At 66.9% G+C, this 19,779-nt stretch carries 11 protein-coding genes and 1 pseudogene; 9 read left to right on the top strand and 3 right to left on the bottom strand.

Annotated elements, in window-relative coordinates; genetic code table 11:
- Positions 1-8 precede the first annotated feature (8 nt).
- The 6 genes from ABZ318_RS15535 (at position 9) to ABZ318_RS15510 (ending at position 9,253) form a co-directional block, all read left to right on the top strand.
- Positions 9-2,138, top strand: a complete 2,130-nt coding sequence (locus tag ABZ318_RS15535) for a transposase (RefSeq protein WP_356902981.1) — start codon at positions 9-11, stop codon at positions 2,136-2,138.
- Between the two features lie 50 nt (positions 2,139-2,188).
- Positions 2,189-3,160 carry an ATP-binding protein gene (locus ABZ318_RS15530; protein WP_356902980.1) on the top strand — a complete coding sequence of 324 codons (972 nt, stop codon included), beginning with the start codon at positions 2,189-2,191 and terminating at the stop codon, positions 3,158-3,160.
- Between the two features lie 163 nt (positions 3,161-3,323).
- On the top strand, positions 3,324-4,448 hold the full coding sequence (locus tag ABZ318_RS15525; RefSeq protein ID WP_356902979.1) for a TniQ family protein: 1,125 nt from the start codon (positions 3,324-3,326) through the stop codon (positions 4,446-4,448).
- 149 nt (positions 4,449-4,597) lie between these two features.
- Entirely contained in the window at positions 4,598-5,728 is a 1,131-nt protein-coding gene (locus ABZ318_RS15520; RefSeq protein ID WP_356902978.1) for an endonuclease domain-containing protein, read from the top strand.
- 280 nt (positions 5,729-6,008) lie between these two features.
- Entirely contained in the window at positions 6,009-7,838 is a 1,830-nt protein-coding gene (locus tag ABZ318_RS15515) for a hypothetical protein (protein WP_356902977.1), read from the top strand.
- A 437-nt stretch (positions 7,839-8,275) separates the two neighbouring features.
- A complete protein-coding gene (locus tag ABZ318_RS15510) occupies positions 8,276-9,253 on the top strand; it encodes a hypothetical protein (RefSeq protein ID WP_356902976.1) in 978 nt (325 codons plus the stop codon).
- 308 nt (positions 9,254-9,561) lie between these two features.
- On the opposite strand, the gene ABZ318_RS15505 is transcribed toward ABZ318_RS15510, so the two are convergent.
- A complete protein-coding gene (locus ABZ318_RS15505) occupies positions 9,562-10,242 on the bottom strand; it encodes an HNH endonuclease family protein (RefSeq protein ID WP_356902975.1) in 681 nt (226 codons plus the stop codon).
- 737 nt (positions 10,243-10,979) lie between these two features.
- Here ABZ318_RS15505 and ABZ318_RS15500 point away from each other — a divergent pair.
- On the top strand, positions 10,980-12,056 hold the full coding sequence (locus ABZ318_RS15500) for a response regulator (RefSeq protein WP_356902974.1): 1,077 nt from the start codon (positions 10,980-10,982) through the stop codon (positions 12,054-12,056).
- A 1,689-nt stretch (positions 12,057-13,745) separates the two neighbouring features.
- On the opposite strand, the gene ABZ318_RS15495 is transcribed toward ABZ318_RS15500, so the two are convergent.
- Entirely contained in the window at positions 13,746-16,361 is a 2,616-nt protein-coding gene (locus ABZ318_RS15495) for a DEAD/DEAH box helicase (protein WP_356902973.1), read from the bottom strand.
- 656 nt (positions 16,362-17,017) lie between these two features.
- On the opposite strand from ABZ318_RS15495, the gene ABZ318_RS15490 reads away from it, so the two are divergent.
- Positions 17,018-18,649: a pentapeptide repeat-containing protein gene (locus tag ABZ318_RS15490; RefSeq protein ID WP_356902972.1), complete on the top strand. Its 1,632-nt coding sequence runs from the start codon at positions 17,018-17,020 to the stop codon at positions 18,647-18,649.
- 387 nt (positions 18,650-19,036) lie between these two features.
- On the top strand, positions 19,037-19,579 hold the full coding sequence (locus tag ABZ318_RS15485; protein WP_356902971.1) for an SMI1/KNR4 family protein: 543 nt from the start codon (positions 19,037-19,039) through the stop codon (positions 19,577-19,579).
- 114 nt (positions 19,580-19,693) lie between these two features.
- On the opposite strand, the pseudogene ABZ318_RS15480 reads toward ABZ318_RS15485, so the two are convergent.
- Positions 19,694-19,779, bottom strand: a pseudogene (locus ABZ318_RS15480) (IS5/IS1182 family transposase); the annotation flags it as partial.

Below are 19,779 nucleotides of genomic sequence, written 5' to 3'. Positions count from 1 at the left end.
GGCCCGTCATGGCTCTCGGCACACCGGTCCAGTACGACGGCCGCAAGTGGACCGTGGCCGGGATCGAGGGCACCGCTACGGACGGCCTGCAGCTGTGGCTCACCGAGCAGGGCCGGTCCGGATCACTGGCAGCTTTCTCTCTGGGTGCGCTGATGAGCGATCCTGCCTTCGAGCTGCCGGGAGGCGCCCCGCGATTGCGGGCGCCGCAGATGGGACTGCTGTCCACCGTCGGCGAGGAACAGCGGATACATGCTTTCGCTGTTGAGCGGCATGTGCGCGAAGTGGAGACCGGGTATCCGGTCCCCAACTGTGCGGGCCCGGTCAGACGTGAATACGATCCGGCGTCGACGACGCTGGCCGAGCGGGAGCAGGCAAAGGCCGACGAGCTGGCGGGGCAGGGCTGGACGGCTGTAAGCCGGGCTACAGTCCGCAGGTGGCGTCAGCGCTACCACGACAACGGCGTGTGGGGGCTGGTTCCTAAGCGGCGCGGATCAACGCTGCTGAGCCGGGCTGATCCGAAGGTGGTCGCCGCGCTTCGGGCGTTGTTGGTCGTGGAGGCTCCCCGCTCCCGGTCACGTGGGTGGAAAACGCGGATGCGACGCGAGACCTGCTGGAGGCTGGACGCGGAGCACGGATCCGGTGCGGTGGAGGTACCGCCGCAGTCGACCTTCAACAAGCTGCTCAACACGCTCGAGGCTGAGATGGGTCTGGCCGGGACCGTCGGCCGTCGGCGTGCTCGGGCGGCGCGGCCCGCACCGCCGTTCAAGCCGACAGTGGTGCTGCGCCCGGGGGAGCTGGTAATGCTGGACAGTTCCCCGCTGGATGTCCTGGTCGTCTTCGACGACGGGGTGAGGGGGCGGCTGGAGATCACAAAGGCGCTGGATGTGGCAACCCGAAGCGTCTGGGCGGTCCTGCGTCCGTCGGGTAGCAAGCTGACCGACGTTGCTGTGCTGCTGGCGCAGATGATGACGCCGATGGTGATGCGTCCAGGCTGGCCGGCTTCGCTGTCGATGGCTGCTTCGGTCATCCCCTATGAGCGTCTGGTAAGTGTGGATGAGCGGTTGAAGGATGCGGTGGCGCGTCCGGTGATCGTGCCTGAGACGATCGTGGTCGACCAGGGCAAGGTGTTCATCTCTCCTGCGACGCGGGCTGCTTGCGAGAGTCTGGGCATCAGCGTGCAGCCCGTCCCGCCGGCGAACGGTCCCGCCAAGGGCCATGTGGAGCGGCAGTTCGGGTCGTTCAACTCCCAGTTCTGCCAGTACCTTCCCGGCTACACAGGGTCGAACGTCTCCGAGCGCGGGTCGAAGGTCGCCCAGGAGCGGCTGTGGACGGTAGCCGAGCTGCGGGAGCTGTTGGAGGAGTTTTTGGTGCTCTGGCATCATCGGCCGCATGCCGGGCTGCGGCACCCGTTGATGCCGAGGCGCGCGCTCACACCGAACCAGATGTGGGCGGCTCTGCTTCCCGTCGCTGGGTACGTGCCCGTCCCTTTGGGGTCCGACGATTACGTCGAACTGTTGCCGGTGCAGTGGCGGACGATCACCGATGCGGGTATCCGGTTCGACTACCGCACGTACGACCACGCGTGCCTGCACACGGAGAAGGTCCAGGATCCGGGAGTTCGGTCCGCGGAGGGGCTGTGGGAGGTGCACTACAACCCTTACGACCCGGTGCGGATCTGGGTGCGTCTGGGCGATGGATTCGTGGAGGTGCCGTGGATCTACGCCACATCGGTCAGCCTGCCGTTCACTCACCATGTCTGGGAACACGTCTGCAAGGTCACCGAGCGGACCGGGTCGCGTGCGGAGCATGAGGAACAACTCGTTCTGGCCTTGGATGACCTGCTCAAGCGTGCCGCGAGAAGGAAGAAGCTGACCCGTTCCGAGCAGCGGGCAGTGGCCAAGTCCCGGGCCTCCGGCGCGGACATCGTGCCGGTTCCGGCAGGAGAGCCCAACGTACTGGACATCCCGACGCTCTCGTTCGGGCTGGCCGGGGTGTACGAGGCGGTCGTCTGCGATGACGAGAGTGCTCCTGACGAGGAGGACGACCTTCTCGTCGCAGCCGAGGACCTGGCTGGGGCCGCCGACGGCTCGTCCATCCTCGACGACCTCACCCAGGAGGACGACCTGTGGCTGCCGTGACCACCGGGCCTGGCCAGGACTGCTTGGAGGACGTCGCTTCGCCTAGCCCGATGGGCAATTTCATGTTGTGGCGTGCGTACGCTGCGCACCTCCGGGTTCCGGCACCGCCCGTGGCCGACACGTTCTGGAACACCACGACGCTGTTGGACTACCACTCGGAGTTCGTGACGCTGAAAACAGCAAGCCAGGAGGAGGCCAGGCGACAGCTGCAGCTGACCCTTCTGGTCAACAACCGGCATCGAGGCACCGCCCGGCGCGGGCTGATCTTGTCGGGACCCCCAGGGGCGGGAAAGTCCACGAACCTGCTTGAGCTGGGCCGTTCCTTCGAACGCAGCGAGATGGCCAAGAGGCCCGGGAGCCCGGATTATCTGCCGGTCGTCTTCGCTGCGATCCCGCCCAGCTGTACGCCGAAGGGGCTGGTCAAAGAGTTCACCCGGTTCCTGGGCATTCCCGTGCATGACCGGATGACGGAAACAACGATCACCGATGCCGTCTGTCAGGTCATGGTCCAGCGGCGCACCCGGCTGGTGTTCATCGACGATGTGCACCTGCTGAACACCAGGACCCGCCCCGGCGCCGACAGCTCCGACCAGGTCAAGGCACTGGCCGAGCGGGTGCCGGCAACGTTCGTCCTGGCCGGCGTGAATGTGGAGACATCCGCGCTGCTCACCGGTCCTCGCGGCGCGCAGATCGCTGCCCGCTTCAAGGTGCTGCGCACTGCTCCGCTGCTCAACGGCACCAGTGATCAGAAAGCGGCGTGGCGCAAGCTGCTGGGCGACATGGAACTGGCCTTGCGATTGCGCAACCACCGGCGCGGAACCCTGGTGCGCAACGCCGATCTCATCCATCTGCGTACCGGCGGCGTGTTGGCCAGCCTCTTCGCCCTGGTGAGGGAAGCGGCGATCTGTTCCGTCCTGGACGGATCCCTCGCCATCACGCGACAGCTGCTGTCCGAGGTTCTCCTCGACAACCAGGCCATGAACGCTGCGCGGGCCCGCCGGCTTCCCAGAGCATCTTCCTGACCTTCCGGTGCTCCCTTGCAGTCCCGCCTGTGACCGCGAGGGAGCACTGGAAGGAAACTCCGATCGCCCTGCTCCTGGCCGTCTCGGCCCGGCAGGTGGTCCGACCCTGCGCGTCGTCTTCTCTCTCCTGCTCGCTTCATCGCTGCTGTCAAGGACGGTATCTGTGAACCCCTCTGTTTTTGGTCATGCTCTCGTGCACGTACCGCCTGTGGCTCGGGAGCTGACCGGATCATGGCTGCGGCGTGTAGCCCTCGCCTACGGTCTGCCGACGCAGGACCTTGTACGGGGTGTCCTCAGCGGCTCGCAGACCGTCCGGGTCACCGGAACTCCTAACACCGCCCTGGAGGCGTATCTCAACGCCCCCGCCCGGGCTTTTCTGGCCGGTTTCACAAATATCCCGCTGCCTCGGCTGCATGAGCTGCTTCCGGGACTGGGGCCCACGCACCCGCGGCTCAGTGACGACAACGGGCCGCAGGCCGCCTGGTACTGCCCCGCTCGCGCATGGGTCACCGCCTGTCCGCCGTGCACCGGCCGCGCCTGGTCACCCCGGCGGCCTGTCCTGGTGTATCCGGGCGAGGTCGGGCACATCTGCCGGCGTCACCGGCGCTGGCTGCTCGCCGACGAACGCAGAGCGGTATCGGTTCCTCTGGGAACGCTTCCCGAGGTGCTGGCCGCTCACCGCGACCACGTCGCCCTGTCACGCCTCCCGGGGGCGGCCGGAGCTGTCTTCCTGGCCTCAGCCGTGGTGTGGTCGTGGCAGGCGCAGCGGTGGCAGGGAGACAGGCTCTGGTCGCAGCGGACGTCCGCTCTGGCCTCGCTGGCCGGCTGCTCCACGGCTGGTGCCGCGGCCCACGCGCTGATCGCCTACCCGGAAACGATCAAGGTTGCGGGTCTGCTCAGCAGCCACGTCTGGCAGCAAAGGCTGCGTGAGACGGCGTCACGACATGGGCCGGGTGCCGCGCAGGCACAGGCTCTGGGGGATGTCGGTCACCGCGTCGGGCGGCCGTGGCTCGCCGACTGGCTGACGGCCCGTACCCGCACCCGTCGCCTCGACAAAGGCGAGTACGACCCGCTGCTCTGGTGGCTCCGACGCCTCACCCACCCCAACGTCCCCCTGGGTGGGGAACTGTGGTACGTGCCGACCGGCCTGGATCGTCCCGTTGAGTACGGCGACCGCCTCAGTTTCCTCACCGACGCCCGAGTCCGCTCCGTCATCGACGACGCCCGGTCCGCGTCGCTGACCGGCGGCTGGGAACCGGTGCCTTTGCGGCCCCTCTCGCCCGGCTGACGTCGCCGCAGTCAGCCACCCCTCGCCCCTGAAGGCTGCCTCGGCCCATGGGGCGGCCCAGCGGCCCTCCCCGGCCAAGCCGGCCCTCACCGTATGTGCCCCGGCGGCTTCTTTGCTCTCCTCTCCACGATCTCAAGGAGCTATGCATCATGTGGGTCTCACCCCAGGCAGCGCATCAGAGGCTGGTCGACCTCACCCATCACACAGCGGTTCCCGCTCATCTGGACCATGTGAACCGCTACACCTTCACCGATGCCGATCACGTACTCATCGGCGATGTGCCCGTACGCGGCTACAAGCACGCTCAGCAGTGGCGGTTTGTCGACCTGGACGTCCAGAAGGCCGGCAGGCGTCTGGCGGGGCTCCGTATCGATCCCGGCGACTTGGTCGATGCCCGTCTGGACTCCGGCGAGCCGCGCACCTGGCGTTCTCTCGTCGACCAGTGGATCTCCCAGGGCCTCTACGAGGCCCGCCCCGCGCAGGAACCGGGTACAGAGGTGCTGCCGCAGGGGTTCACCGGACAGCAACTGCCGGACACCTTCACTCGGCGGACCATCGCGAGCACCAAGCCGCTGTTGCTGATGGTCTGGTCGGGGACGGCGTGGCTGATTCCCCGTGCCTACGCCGCGCTGCTGGACCGGGCCGATGAGGCCAAGGCCAGCCTCGTGAAACAGGACGAGGTGTGCAGCGGATGTGGAACAGCGGCCGGCTGCGAGCAGTGGCGGTCCTCGAGCGCCGCGGGGTACGTCGTCCTGTGTCCCCCGTGCGCCGCACAGGCGTCACGGCCGTACCAGGGGCATCTGCAGGGCCGCCGGTACACGAAAGCGTTCGCCAGACGATCTCCTGCTGCTGCGTTCTTGTGCCAGACGTGTCCCGAGCCTCGGCGTGCTCTGTACTGGGACCATTGCCATGTTCACGAGCTGTTTCGAGGCCCGCTGTGCGTGAAGTGCAACAACGCCGAGGGCAATTCGGGGTTCATCGACCGTCCCGGTGCGGTCGAGCACCTTCTGCAGTGCACGGGATGCCGTACCGGCAGGACTCTGCCTCCTCAGCACCACGGTGACATCGTTCGCCACCTGTCCTCGTTCGAACCGCTCGGAGCATGCGAGCACGAGCGGTCCTGGCGGTGGTTCCACGTCCAGGACGACGGCTCGGTCCTCGCCCACTTCTACTGCTACCTGCATTCGCAGACCCTGGAGCGGTCCGTCCTCGTCCCGGCGGAAGAGGTAGGGCGTCTGGTGCGGCTGTTCGTGGACAGCGCCCTCGGCTCCGGACTGTAGCGGGGCATCGGGGATGTCGTCCTCGGCGGCGGCCCAGGACGACACCCCCGATGCATCGCCCTCCCCCAGCGACGCGATCTCGGCGCCAACCGTGTGGCGATCACTCCGGCAGAGCCCATACCTGCGAGAACCAGGCAGATGGCGCCTGCCGGTGCCGCGCGCGAAGCCCTCGCCGGCTGGACGCAGAAGGCTTGTTCCAGGCGTCACCCATCCGGCGGTTGATCGTTCCTGGGGAGGTATCAATGTCTGGTGCGAGGGAGGTCCGGTGGGACCGTCGTTTGTGGTCGAGCAGCTTGAGTTCTTGAGGGACGGGGTATGGCGCACCCGCTTTTTCAAGGGTTTGGTCACCTTCCTGGTGGGGCACTCGAACTCGGGCAAGTCCACGGCCATCGAGGCGCTGCTGTATCCGCTGGGGCTGACGACCGCGAGGATCATGCCGGAGGTCCGCGGCTGTCAGGAGATCCGCCTGACGTTCCGCGTGGCCGGCACCCGCTGGCAGGCCACCCGCAAGGGCGCGGAGCCGCAGGCCCGGGTGCTGATCAAGAACCTGGACGACGAGAAGGACATCGGCCGTCCGCTGCCGGTCACTTCCAGGTCCGGGGAGATGACCGCCGGCGCGTTCGTGCAGGACCTCCTGGGCCTGCCGGCCGCCTCGCGTGGCGCCTCCCGGCTCACGCTGGACACCCTCTACGGCACGGTCATGGCGCTGCGCCAGACCACGATCGCCTCCGAGTTCCTCGGAGGCGTTCACGACAAGTCACGGATTCTGGCACTGGAGGTGATTCTGGGCCTGTGGAACGAAGCTCTCGCGGACCTGGAGAAGAATGCCTCGGAGGCCGAGTCTCAGCACCGGGCGGCGCGGACGGCTCTGGCGCAGTTCAAGCGGCTGCGTGACTCAGGGGCCCTGACCGACCCGGTGGAAACCCTCCGGGAGCATGAACGGCGGCAGCTGGAGCACAAGGCGGCGGCGGAGCGTGCGCAGACCGCCGCCGCGTCGCTGTCGAGCGCCGTGGGTGAGCACGGCCGGCTGGTGGCCCTGCACAAGGCGGCGGAGCAGCAGCGGCGGAAGACCGCGAGGCAGGCCGAGGACGCGCGGGCCAGGCTGAACAGGACTACAGCGGATCTCGCTCGCGCCGAGGGCGTGCTGTCCGGGCTTCTCTCGACACCGCCGTTGGAGTGTGCAGGGTGTGGTCAGGAGCTTCCTGAGCGGGAGCCGGGGCAGTGCCGGCTGTGCGGGCAGGTGCTGCACGGCGCCGAGGACCGGCGGGAGAAGGCGGTCGCGGCGGCACGGGCGAAGGCGGACCGGCTGCGGCTGGACCTGGGTGGTCTGCAGGAGGCCGCGGCTGCGGCGGGGCAGGCAGCGGTGGTGGCCGAGGAGGCCGCCGCGCAGGCGCTCGCACTGCGCGACGCCTACGAGCGGGACCATCTCGCCCCCGCCCGCCAGGCGGCGCAGCAGGCGGAGAAGGAAGCCTTCGGTCTGAGCCGGGATGTCGCGCAGCTGAAGAAGCAGATCGACAACGCCGACTACATCAAGGCGCAAGCGCAGGTCATCGCGGAGGCCAAGAAGCGGATGACGGCCGCGCAGGCCGCCAGGGACGCGGCGAAGGCCGCGGATGAGGTACGGCGCAAGGAGGTCACCGCACGGTGGTCGGAGTTCTTCCTTCAGCGTCTGCGGCAGATCAACCCGGCCGTGGAGAGCGCGTTCATCGACCCGGCCGACTTCACCACCCGGGTCAAGGAGCGCGACGAGGCGGACAAGTCGTTCGATGACAGCTCCGTCGGCGGCAATCCGAAGGCCGTGACCAACATCGCTCTGCTCCTGGCGCTGCGTGATCTCGGGCGTGCCGATGCTCAGGTCCGTGTGCCACCGCTGTTGATCATCGACTCGCCGCTCTCCGGTCTCGGCTCCACGGGTCTGGACCACGAGACGAGTCTGCGTCTGATCGACACGCTGATCTCCGTCGCCGCCGCCCCCGCCACGGACGGGTACGGCTGCCAGGTCATCGCGGCCACCAACGATCCCCTTCCCCGCGCCTATCCCGGAGTCAGGGAGATCCGCATCGACGCCGCCAACCGGTTCTTCGATCACGCACCGCTCGCTGAGGACTGACCTGTCCTTGGGGGGGGCAGGCAGGTCTGCCCGGCCAGAACAGTTCCGGCGCCCCGCACCATTCAGGGTGCGGGGCGCCGTGGCAGACTCGGGCTTCTTTCTGTGCGGCTGGTTTCTTGGCCGGATCGCTCGGCTGCGGGCGCGCCGGCGGTTGCAGGGATCAACCACGGGCAGGGATGCGGCGAGCGATCTCTTTGTGCATGCCGGTGTACGTGCTGCCGAGCGCAGTGACGGTCTGGGGCGGTCCGCAGATAGGCGTAACGTCCGGCAGTGACGGCTTGGTGGTCGTCGAAAGGACCGGCCAGGCGGGCACACGGCGAATCTTAAGGATCAAGGGTTGAGGTCCGAACGGCTGGCGTCTCGCAGGGCGATCAGGACCAGAGTGCAGCACTGCCGTCGGTGCCGGCATTGTCAGTGCCGGTCGGCATGATGAGCCGATGGCCAAACGACCTGTGACCGATCATGCCGGGGCGACCACCGAACTTGCCCTTGCCGGCTGCGAGCCGGTGGCGCAGTATCCGGGCCGGACATCGAAACCCTTCGATGTCCGTTGCCGACTCGAGGGTTGTCCCGGACGGATGACTCCGTTCCCGGTCTATCTGAGCCAAGTCCGGGCACTGCGAGGCGACTCCGCCTGCCGGCACTGCCGGGATCGGCGGCGGGCGAACGAACGCCGCGCCGACATGATCACCCGCGGCCTCATTCTTCCCCGGGAGGTCATCCACGATGTTAAGCAGGCTGTCAAGGGGTGGTGCATGCGCTGCTGGAACGAGGTCGACAAGCCCAGACTGGACAACATCCGCTCAGGACAGGGTGGATGCGAGCACTGCGGTGGGAAGATGAGGTTCCCCGACGAGAAGGCACGGCGCATCGCCCGTGCGTGGGGCTACGAGCCCGACCCCGATGTTCCGTACGAGAACGACACCACCAAGTGGCCCGGAACCTGCCTCGCCCAGAGACACCCTTGTGCCCCCAACCTGAATATGCGGTTTCAGAGCGGACCCTGCGCATCGTGTGCCGAGCACGGTTTCAAGCCCGACAGGCCGGCGCTGCTGTACCTGGTGGTGAAGTTCGACCTCGGCGCCGCGAAGATCGGCATATGTGAGGACAGTCCGAGGAACAGCCGGTTGTATGAGCACCGCCGCAATGGCTGGACCGTCCGGAACACCATGCGCTTTCGTCTCGGACGAGATGCGCACGCGCTGGAACAGGCGACAGTGAAGTCGTGGCGGTCTCGCGGCTGGGAGCCCGTTCTGGACAACGGCCTCGCCTACGACGGGTACAGCGAAACCGTCTCACTCCGGTCCACCGATGAAGCTAAGATCTGGTCTGAGGTCTGCGCATCAGCCGGTGCAGCATCGTCTGCGTCGCATTCCGTGCCCCCGTCTGCCGGCCTTTTCAAGGCGGTGAACTGAGCTAAAGCGTGACCTGATGACCGTGGCGGTGCTGCTGCCGGCCGAGCGGTTCGCCCCTGCAAATGCGGCGGTTGTGCCGCACGTCGGTTGACTGGCACGCACGTCGCCTATGTCCGTCCGGCACACCAAGTGCACCCGCTGATCCGCAGAATGCGGTAGGCCCTGGCCGACTCAGGCGTGGGCAGGGCCGTGCCCGGGCCAGTGGAAAAGACCAGCCAGTGGGATGAGGCAGGGCCGGACAAAGCCTGGTTCACCTCATGGGACGAGGACCGGCAGTGGTGCCGCTTCGCCAGATGATCTCGAAGAGGTCAGGCGGCGGGGGTGTAATGGACGACGGTGCTCTCGCACGCCTCCGCGTACACCTTCAGCGCGTCCGCCTCTGCCTGGTCGATAGCCAGACCCCAGCGCAGCTTCGTCGCAGTCCACTCCCCTGCGTAGCGGCAGTGTGCATCCGGGAGCGGCGGCATCCACGTCGAGGGGTCCTGGTCGGCTTTCGACCTGTTCGTGCGCGCGGTAACGGCGACCAAAGAGGAAGCGGCGCCCTGGTCGTTAGCGTATGCCTCCCGGCGCTTGGCGTCCCAGGCGCTCGCACCGGAGTCCCACGCTTCGGCCAGCGGGACCATGTGGTCGATGTCCAGCTTGGCCGGGTCGGTCACTTCCGCCGCGTCGTAGTAGCTCGTCCACCGGCCACCGGAGAGCTTGCAGCCAGCCCCTACCACGGGTGCTTCGACGGCTTCGGCCAAGAGGACCTCGGCCCGGGTGTTACAGCCGTCGATGGGGTCGAGGCCAGCATTCCAGTGCCTGAAGGCGCCCCGGACGTAGCCTTCGCGGGATTCGTCGGCAATCGGAAGCTGCTTGACGGCGTCTGCCAGTGGCAGCACCGCCACAGCTCGGACGGCCGGGGCAGCAGCGCCTGCTGGAGTGGGAACGGCCAGGGGGGCGAGGGCAAGGAGGAGCGCGGTGAAGACGCGCAGCACGTTCTTGATCACGAATGCAGAGCCTGCCGGACAAATGACCTTTGACGTACGAGAACAGCGGCTTTGAGTCGGTCATCCGGGTGGTGGTTTCACCGGCGAAACGATCAGGCAGCGCGGAGTGTTGACGTCTTTCCCTTGCAAAGAGCCACCTGAGGCCGGCTTGAAGAGTGGAGCGCGGCGGTGTTGGTGAGGCGGCGCTGCGGACCACCGCTTCCCGGGACGCGATACGGCGCCGGCTCCTCCGTCGAGGGCAGCTGGAACTTGAACGTGCCGTTGCATCGCTCGGCAGCGTTGCACCGCAACACCTGAAAAGCAGTCACAGCGTCAACGTCCTGACCGGCCGAAACAGCGTCGTGAAGACTGAGAAGCACTCGCGCAACAAGCCGGGCATGCCAATCACGTTCTGCAACACGCGAGGGTTCGTCCATTCTGGTCACCCCGCCGGGCAATCGGCCGGACGGGTGACAACTCTCGGTTTCCTTAGCCGGGTTGAAGGATTGGAGAGCGTACGGTGGACCGTCCTCTGCTGTCGCTGAGATCGACTCTGGTGTTTCTGCTCGCCGCCCTCGCCGGCCTGGCGGCCGGAGCGCTGACAGCTCTCGCCGGAGAAGGCACTGCACATAGCGCGCTGGCGGGCTTGGCCGCCGCAGGGCTCGCAGTGCCGTTCTTTAACCGCCTCATCTCCGCCGAGGAACGGCCTGACCGGCAGTCGGCCGAGCCTGGCGCCAGCGCGGGTGGAGAGGTGCGCCGTGGGTGAGCTGAGGCCGTTGGGAGATGGCCTCAGCAATCCGTCGCGGGCCCTGGCCGAGGCCCTGCGTGAGCTGTTCGAGGGTCTGCACGTATCCGTGCGCCGGTACGCGGCACGGCGCCGGCTCGATCCGGGTGCCGTCTCGCGGTATCTGAACGGCACCCGGTTACCTCCGTGGCAGGTGATCAGCGACCTGCTCGCGGATGTCGCGGAGCTCCGCGGTACCGCGGTCACCACCGAGGCCATCGAGTTCCTACGGGGCTTGTACGGAGCGGCGGTGGATGCGGTCTCCTCCCCCAAGCACGCGGTGGAGATCCTGGAGCAGCAGCTGGCCGATGCCGATCGTGTCTCCCGGCGTTCCAGCGTCCGGGGCGATGTGCTGGGGGACGCGCTGCTGGACCGGACGCAGCGGATCGCCGACCTGGAGACGCGGCTCAACCAGCTGGAGGCCGACCGGATTGCAGAGCGCAAACGCGCGGACGAGCTCGCGGCCGCGCACCCGGACGTCTTTGGCCTCATCCAGGAACGCAACGAGCTCCAGCAGGAGGTGGACCGGCTCGGGGTGGCCCTCATGGAGGCGCAGGCGCAGCGGGATGCGGCCGAGGGCCGCTGCGATCTGCTGGAGCGGCAGCTGGACGCCGTCGAGCAGACATCTGCAGCCGTGCTGCCGGCAGTGCCGCATACCATGCCGAAAATCCTTATCGTCGACGATCAGCCGGACAACCTGTTCGCGATGACCGCGGTCCTGGCGAGCCTCGACCAGGAGCTGGTCACGGTCTCCTCCGGCCGGGAAGCCCTCAAGGCGCTGCTCGACCACGACGACTTCGCCGTCATCATCATGGACGTGCAGATGCCGGAGATGGATGGCTACGAGACCTGCTCCCACATCAAACGCCGCCCCAGGACGCGGGACGTGCCCATCATCTTCCTCACCGCCATGGGCGTGGACTCCGAACACTCCGCCCGCGGCTACTCGGCCGGCGCGGTCGACTACATCAGCAAGCCCTTCGATCCCTGGGCCCTACGCGCCAAAGTCGCCGTGTTCACTTCCATCTATCTCGAGCGGCGTGCCACGTAGTGCGCAGATCTGCCGGAAAACGGGGCTGGCGCCGAACCCGATCAGCAGCTGTGCCCCACGCCGAAGGGCGTGGGGCACGAGCAAAGAGGGGACAACGACCAGTCGACTTATCCTCCGTAGTGCTCACGGTAGTGGCCCGATGACACCGCGCGGCCACATCCGAGGGGAGAATTCCCGGAACGTGCGACAGGTCGACGCCTGCAGTGACGCGCAGGTTGACGTGCACGACGGATATGCCGGTCACGGTGGAGCTGCCCGGTCAGCGGGTGAGCCGGGCTGACCGGCGTGGTCATGGATACGCAGATACGGCGGGGCCGGGCGGCAGAACAAGGGTCGGCGCCGGGCAGTGCCAGATGCCGGGCGAACGTGGGTGATGCATCACGCAGGCGCGAGTGTCTGGCGGTGCGGACTTCGTGCGCGCGTCGGGACGCAGTCGGTTTATCGGCCGCCGGGACAGGCGGCGGGGGCGGGAGGAAAGAGCGTGGCTGTGCCGGCGGCACACGCTGCCCCGGCCGATGGCGTTCTCGGCGACGGGGCGCGCGGGCTTGTGCCGGCGGGTCCATGGTCGTCCGTGTCGGAGGACGGCGAGGCCAGAATCGGCCGGTGACCGTGCGGGGACATCGCCGCGGTCGAAGGAGGCTGCTGAGCTGTTCGTCCATCTGAATGATCTTGGCGATGGTGTGTACCGGTTCTGTTAAGACAGACGTACGGAAGACGCTACTTGTCGTGAAGGGCTGACTTCCCGCCCTTCTGGTGCGGATGAGAAGGCGACGGACGTGGCGTCTGAGGTTTCCGAGTACTTGCTGGCCTTTGCAGGCATGGTCCCGGCTCTGCATGCGCTGAGCATGCACGCGGTGCGGTGCTGTCGGCGTCGCAGGAAGCAGGAGGGGCCTGCCGAGGCTTCTGCTTCGCCTCCTGCGGGTTCGGATTCGGATCTGGTGGTGGTGACCGGCCTGCTGGGGGTTCTGCCCGCTGGGGTTGTGGTGCGGTGCCGTACTGCAGGTGGCCTGCAGATCACGATGTGGCGGAGTGCTTTGCCAGGGGACGCCGCTGTCGGGCGGGCGGCGTACCGGCTGTGGTGAGCGGGCGGTATGCCGGCAGCGGGGAAGTCTTCACGTTCGTGGACGCTGCGCATCATGCAAGGACGCGGGAGCGGGTGGCGGGAAGTTTGTGTGGCCTGCCGCTGAGCGAGGCGGCCCGGTATGACATCGCCGATGAGGCACTGGCGATTTGTGCTGCCCGGCAGCTGGATGCAGCGCGGAACCCCGAGGGGTACATGGTGGCCGTCGCTCGGAAACTGGGCCTGAAGTACGTCCGGGTGTGGGGTCGTGCGGCCCGCGAAAGTGTCTGGAGCGCCTGCTTCTCCCCGTTCCACGTGAGCGTCATGCTCGGTGCTCGGCCTCGTTCAGGGGCCTGCCGGTAATCCCGCCTCGCTCTGCCGTTGCACGCCGGCCAACATATGGGAAAGGCGGCCCGGGGTGCGGTGTTGCTGTCTGCAGCGGCAAGCCCTCGTCCGCCCGCGACGTCGGCGAGAGGTCCGGTCATGACCTGGACCTCTCGTGGCCGATCGGCCGTCTGGGCGGCCGGTCTCATCGTCGCCTCCGTGCTCACCGCGGAGCTCTTCAGGGTCTATGGCCGTGCCGTTCCCAGGACGGCATTTCCGAGCCTGATGCGTGGTGTGGTTGCTGTCTAGCGCGGTCTGACGGGTGTCGTGCGAAGCAGTGGCGTCCACTGTGAGGGAAGCGCCTGCTCTGTCCGGAAAATCTCGGCCAGCTCAGCTGGTGCGAGCGAGGGGATCGAGCGGCCGTGTGCCGTCCGCCATGCGCGCAGCAGCCGGTCGAAGATCTCAAGTACCGGATGAGGGCCGACCATGTAGAGGTGTTCCTCGGCCAGAGCACGTGCCTGGGGCATGACTGCAGGCTTGGGTGACATGAGGACGCAGAATGAGTCGCTCGGTGCCGATCTCCCTCGTTCGGTCTCGGTCGTTCTCAGGTGGGATCCGGCCTGCCGCACATCGGCGGGACCGACCATGCCCTTGGGCTCAGCCTCGCTCTTGGCTTCCCAGGTGATCCAGCGGGAGTCGCTGAAGATCCAGACGGCGTCCGGAGCTGCTGGGGACTCGTCGTCGTCGTTTCCGTAGCTCTGCGAGGCGCCGGCGAGCTGGCCGAGCAGGACGAGAGCCGCCTCATAGGCCCGGTATTCAGTGCCGGCAAGTCCCGTTCGTGTTTGAGCTGCGTGTTCTTCGAGAGCGGCACCGATCTTTTTGTGCTGTGTGATGATGCCGTGCATCGCGGCCTCGTCCAGTTCGTCGAGTTGCGGCGCGCTGGGGGCGCTGGCCTTGTCGCTGGGCGAGGCGAGGTGGGACAGCCACGACGTACCGGTGCTCATCCGCTGGGCTTGACGGAAGTACTCGGCGCTCGTGGCGAGGTAGGAGGGGTCGGCGCTCTGCTGGGCAAGGCGGTGGGCGATGCCGAAGCCGAGGTAGCTCCAGAAGGCGGCGTAGCGTCGGGGTGTGCGCTCGCCCTGGAGCTGGTCGAGTACTTTCCGGACGGCGGTGAGGGCCCAGTGCCACTGGTTGTTCCAGATCGACTGCCAGGCGTCGACTTCGTGTCTGACGGATGCCTGCAGCTCCTGGCTGCTGGGGGCCACGACGCGGGTGTACTTGTCTCGTTCGCGGACGATGTCTGAGTCGACCTCGGCCCACACCTCGTCGTGCTTGAGGAAGACGCGGAGGTTGTCGGTCATGTTGGCCGAGTCGTACTGCCGGCTGTTGTCCCAGCCGAACTCGATTTCCGCGTGTACCTCGGGGTGCATCGCGGCCTGGATGTCCCGGCCTGACAGGTAGGCGGTCAGCGACTGTCCCAGGATCATGACGGCTGCGTAGTCCTGGGGGTTGCGTGTCGCTCGTCCCGATCCTTGCAGGATGCGGGCTCGGATGCGTTCCTGGAGTACCTCGACGGCGCCGAGGGACTCGTGGAGGAACCGCTCCTGCAGGTCACCGCGGGCGGGTAGGCCTGCGAGGATGACGAGGCGGCAGTCTTTCCCGGGCAGGTCGATTCCGTCGTACCGGTTGGTCAGCACGAGCGCCGTATTCTGCCGGGTTGTGAACGTCGACAGGTCGTCTTCGACGTCGCTGGCCTTGAGGACGGAGTACGCGCTGGGAAGCATCGACTTGATGAAGGAGTCGTGGGTGCGGGTGTCAGGGGTGAGCACGATGGCGCGCCCGGCTTCGCTGATCGTGCTGGAGACGAATGCGGGCAGCCCGGTGGGGTCGGCCGCGAGGTCGGAGGCCAGTTCAGGGAAGACGAAGAAGCGGCGGCCGGTCCCTTGATTCTCCCAGCCTTCGGGGACCGGGATGCGTTCGATCTTCTTGCGCCCGAAGGTCCGCTCGAGCTCGCCTCCGTCCCCGAGGGTGGCGCTCATGTAGATCCGGCGTTCGGGTTCGCTGAACGCGGCGTGCTGCCAGGTCGGCGGGATGAACGGACGGATGACGATCTGGCCGTAGGCGACGTAGAACAGGCAGCGGTCCAGGCGCCCTTGAAGGAGCTTCCAGACGTGCCGGGCCTCGTCTGCCCGCTTGCCTTCGAGCTTGCCACCGTCGATGGCGGAGCCGACCGCGTGCTCGAGCTGCAGCGCGTGAGCGGCCACTCCGATCGGGGAGGCCAGGTAGACATAGGACCGGAATGTGTTGTCGGTGTCGGTCTTCCTCAGCCGCGGCAGGACCAGGGGGTCAAGGGACGGTTCGAGGGCGGACAGGACGTCCAGATATGCGCTCTCGTCCTGTCGGCTGATGGTTAGGCGCCATGGCTTGGCGACGTATCCCTCGGCTGCGTGTGCGTCGTCCAGGACCAGCAGGTTGGTGTTCTTGAGTGCCGGGTTGGAGTTGAAGACATGGCTGTAGACACTGACGGCGACTGCGTCAGCTGCTTCGAAGCGGGCACGGTCGGCGGGGTTCCAGGAAGAGACCCGGTCGATCAGCAGGGCGTTGGGGATGCCGTACTCGTCGAACGCGGCCGCGGTCTGCTGTGCGAGCTGCTTGGTGGGGCAGAGATAGGCGACGCGTTCACGGGCGGTGCGGCGGTGGAACTCGGCGATCAGGCCGCCGACCAGGGTCTTGCCCGCACCGGTGGGAAGGTCGATGGCCACATCCGCGGCTGCGGACTTCTTCTGGTGCCAGGCCCGTAGCACGTCCTGCTGGTGCCCCCATACGGCGGCAGGGCCGCTGTTGGTGACGGCAAGCATCCGGTAGAGATGCAGGGGGTCGTCAGGCAGACTCGAGTCAGCAGTTTTGCGTGCGAACGCCACGAGTCGCTCCATCCCCCCGCCGGTCCCTGACCAGCGCCTCAGCACCGATAACTTGGCCGATGCAACCGCATATTCAGCGTAATGGATCGTCGACAGCCCCGCAGACCGTAAGTGGAGAACCTGCCAGATGCCGGCCAACGGCTCCAGGGCCTGGGCAGGGACTTGCAGCCGGTCTGCACGGTGGCATGGTCAGCGCTTGCTGGGTGACTTCATGGCTCCAGGCTCATGGTACGGCGGCAGTCTTGTCGGAGAGTGGCCCAGAGGGCGGAGTACGACGCTGTGTCGGGAAGGGCTTGGGCCAGGGGGCAGCGGACTGGGAGGCGGGGCCGTAGGCTAACTGCCGGCCGAAGCCGGTGAGATCCGGTCGGTCGGTTGCCTGGCACCACAGGTGTGCGGCCAGGGCGCGGCGTCAGCAGGCCGCGACGTCATACCGCGGATGCCGGGCTTTCTTCGGACCGGCTACAGCGGGGTTCCGTCGAAGGGCCTCTACCGACGAGCCGCGCCTCGAGGCAGCCGATTCGGCCCGGATCGGAGCGCGAGAACTGTCCAGACACGTCAATCGTCCTTGAGGCATGACCTCTGCAACTGCCGGACAACCATCCAGCCTGCCATCGGCGTGGCCTTGCTGTGGCCATGGCACAACTACGGAAGACCCAATGGGCTGCCGCGGGATCCGCGTCCCTGGTCACACCGCATGCCTCGCCCACCTGACCGCTAACGATCGCACCGACTACCTGGCCCGCCTGGGCCCCGGCGCTGACATCGACCACCGCGGCACGCCATTCAGCGAAGATCTGCTGGCTCAATTGCTCGTCGCCCTCCATGACCCTGCCGCAGGGCGCCCCCGCCTCGGTCAGGCCCGGTTCGACGGCGCAATCTTCACCGACGCCGCCTGGTTCGAGGAGGCAATCTTCGGCAGCGTCTCCTTCCGCACGGCGACCTTCACTGGTACTGCGGGGTTCGTCCGGGCGACCTTCACCGGCGAGGCCGAATTCGATTGGGTGACCTTCAACAGCGTTGCTTCGTTTGGAGGCGCGAACTTCACCGGTGACGCCTGGTTCCGCATGGCGACCTTCAGTAGCCTCGTCCAATTCCCCGGGACAATCTTCGCCAGCAACGCTGTGTTCAGCGGGGCTCGGTTCGAGTCTGCCCCATGGCTTGGCCCCCTGGCATGCGGCAGTGAGATGAGACTGGATCTCGCAGTGTTCGAAGCCCCGATAACGATGGCGATCGCCACGCGACAACTTTCACTCCGGCGGACACGTTGGGCATCCGCGGCCACCCTGCGGCTGCGCTACGCCCAGGTGGACCTGGCAGGGGCAGTGATGGAGTACCCGGTCACTGTGGCGGCTGAACCGGCCCAATTCACCGGCCTCGAGGCGGACATGCTGTCCGAAGAGGTGCTGGCCGGCCAGGACACAGGTGTGAAGGTGGCCGACCTTAGCGGCGTGGACGCAGCGCATCTGACCCTGACGGACATGGACCTGTCCGAATGCCGATTCGCTGGCGCGGTGCATCTGGACCAGCTTCACATGGGGGGTCGCACCGCTTTCGCCGGCCCGCCGATCGGCTGGCACCGACGCGGACTACTACCGTTGCGATGGTCCAGGCGCCGCACCGTGGCCGAGGAACACCACTGGCGTGCGCACAAAGCGCGTCAGCCCACCCCGCTCACGGGCCAGCCTCCCTCTCTTCGAACCTGGCGTACCGGTCCGCACCACCCCGACTCCAACCTCACGCCCGGCCCGGAAGCCATGGCCGCGCTCTACCGACAGCTGCGCAAAGCGTTCGAGGACGCCAAAAATGAGCCTGGAGCTGCCGATTTTTACTACGGCGAGATGGAGATGCGCCGCCACGACCGCGTTGGCACCGCGCCGGGCGAGCGCAAGCTGCTGTGGGGCTACTGGCTACTGTCCGGTTACGGCTTGCGCGCATCACGAGCACTGGGCTGGCTCGCTGCAGCCATGCTCGTCACCATCGTGCTGCTCATGGGCTTCGGACTACCGAAAGACCCCCCGAAACTGGAAGCGATCGGCACCATGCCACGCGAGGGGGGCAAAATCTCTCTTGAGATCGACAAGGCTGATCCACAGAACCCCACAGAGAAAAGGTTCACCAGAGAGCGCTTCGAGAAGGCCCTAAACGTTACGCTTAACTCCGTGTTGTTCCGCTCCTCCGGCCAGGATCTGACAACCGCCGGCACCTACATTGAGATGGCTTCCCGCGTTTCCGAGCCCATCCTTCTGGGGCTGGCTCTCCTGGCCATCCGCAACCGTGTCAAACGCTGACACGACCCTCCCCCGACCAGTCGCGCCGCAATCATCAGAGTCCGAAGGGTCGGGTGAATACGGAGCAGCACCAGGAGCCTGTCCGCTGGGCAGGGCGGGCCGGTTTGGTGCAGCGGCGGTCGATGTGAGTGCCCCAGCACGTGTCGTTAAGCGGGTCACATATCGGCTCCTCGATCCCACAGCATGAGCCGGGCCCAGCTCCCTGGGGTCGTCCCGTAGGGATTCTGAGTGAGCTCTTTCAGAGTGGCCACTGATCGAGTGATCCAGGCCGAGTCAGGATGAGGACCGCAACGTACAGGGCTCCCGCGCCGTTGAGGGAGGTGTTCGAACTACAGTAGGTGAGCCCGTTGAGTGGGGTAGCGAATCCGTGCAGAGAGGCAGCGGGGAATGAGTGTGGTGGAGAGCTGGGCCCGCGTAATGAATCTCCTCCGGGAGTATGCTCCGGCCGATCACGCGGATCTGCCCGGTCCGGCCACGGAACAGATGATCGCGGCCGCCGAGGAGCGGATGGGGGTCTCCCTTCCCCAAGACCTGCGGGCGTGGCTGCTTCTGAACAATCTGGATCTTCCCGAGGAAGACGTGGACGACGACGTCGCCTGCTGCGGTTACGCCGGGTTCCCGGACGAGGGGGTCTTCTTTCTGGGCATCGGGGCGATGGAGAGGCTCTACGCGTATCACCCCTTGTCCGGTGGGGACGAATGGCGCGAAGAGTGGATCCCGTTCCAGTCGGACCGGGACGGCTGGATGGGACAGTTCATCGACGCGAGGGACGGACGTATCGGCAGATGGTTCGTGGGTGAGCCCACGATCACCGGCGAGTACGCGTCACTGGCTGACTACTTCGACTCCGTGGCGGAGATGCTGACGAGGATCGGCGCGGGGAACTATCCGGTGGGTTCGGTTGTCGAAGGGCGACTTGTCTGGTCGTGACCCCGAGGCCGTGAACGGAAGTGCCCCCGGAACCGAAGAACGGCCGGGGCACTTCTCATGATCCGGTTACGGAGTGGGAGCGGTGAATCCGTCGAGGTCGACCAGTGAGGACTTTCAGCGTTGACGCTCCAGAGTGAGGACGGCGGCGGCGATGGCCGTCATGCGGTTGGGGCTGCAGCGGGCTTTGCGGAAGATGCGCC

Source organism: Streptomyces sp. NPDC006197, assembly GCF_040613865.1.
In the GTDB taxonomy this organism is placed as follows: domain Bacteria; phylum Actinomycetota; class Actinomycetes; order Streptomycetales; family Streptomycetaceae; genus Streptomyces.
This window is presented reverse-complemented; position numbering and strand designations above follow the sequence as displayed.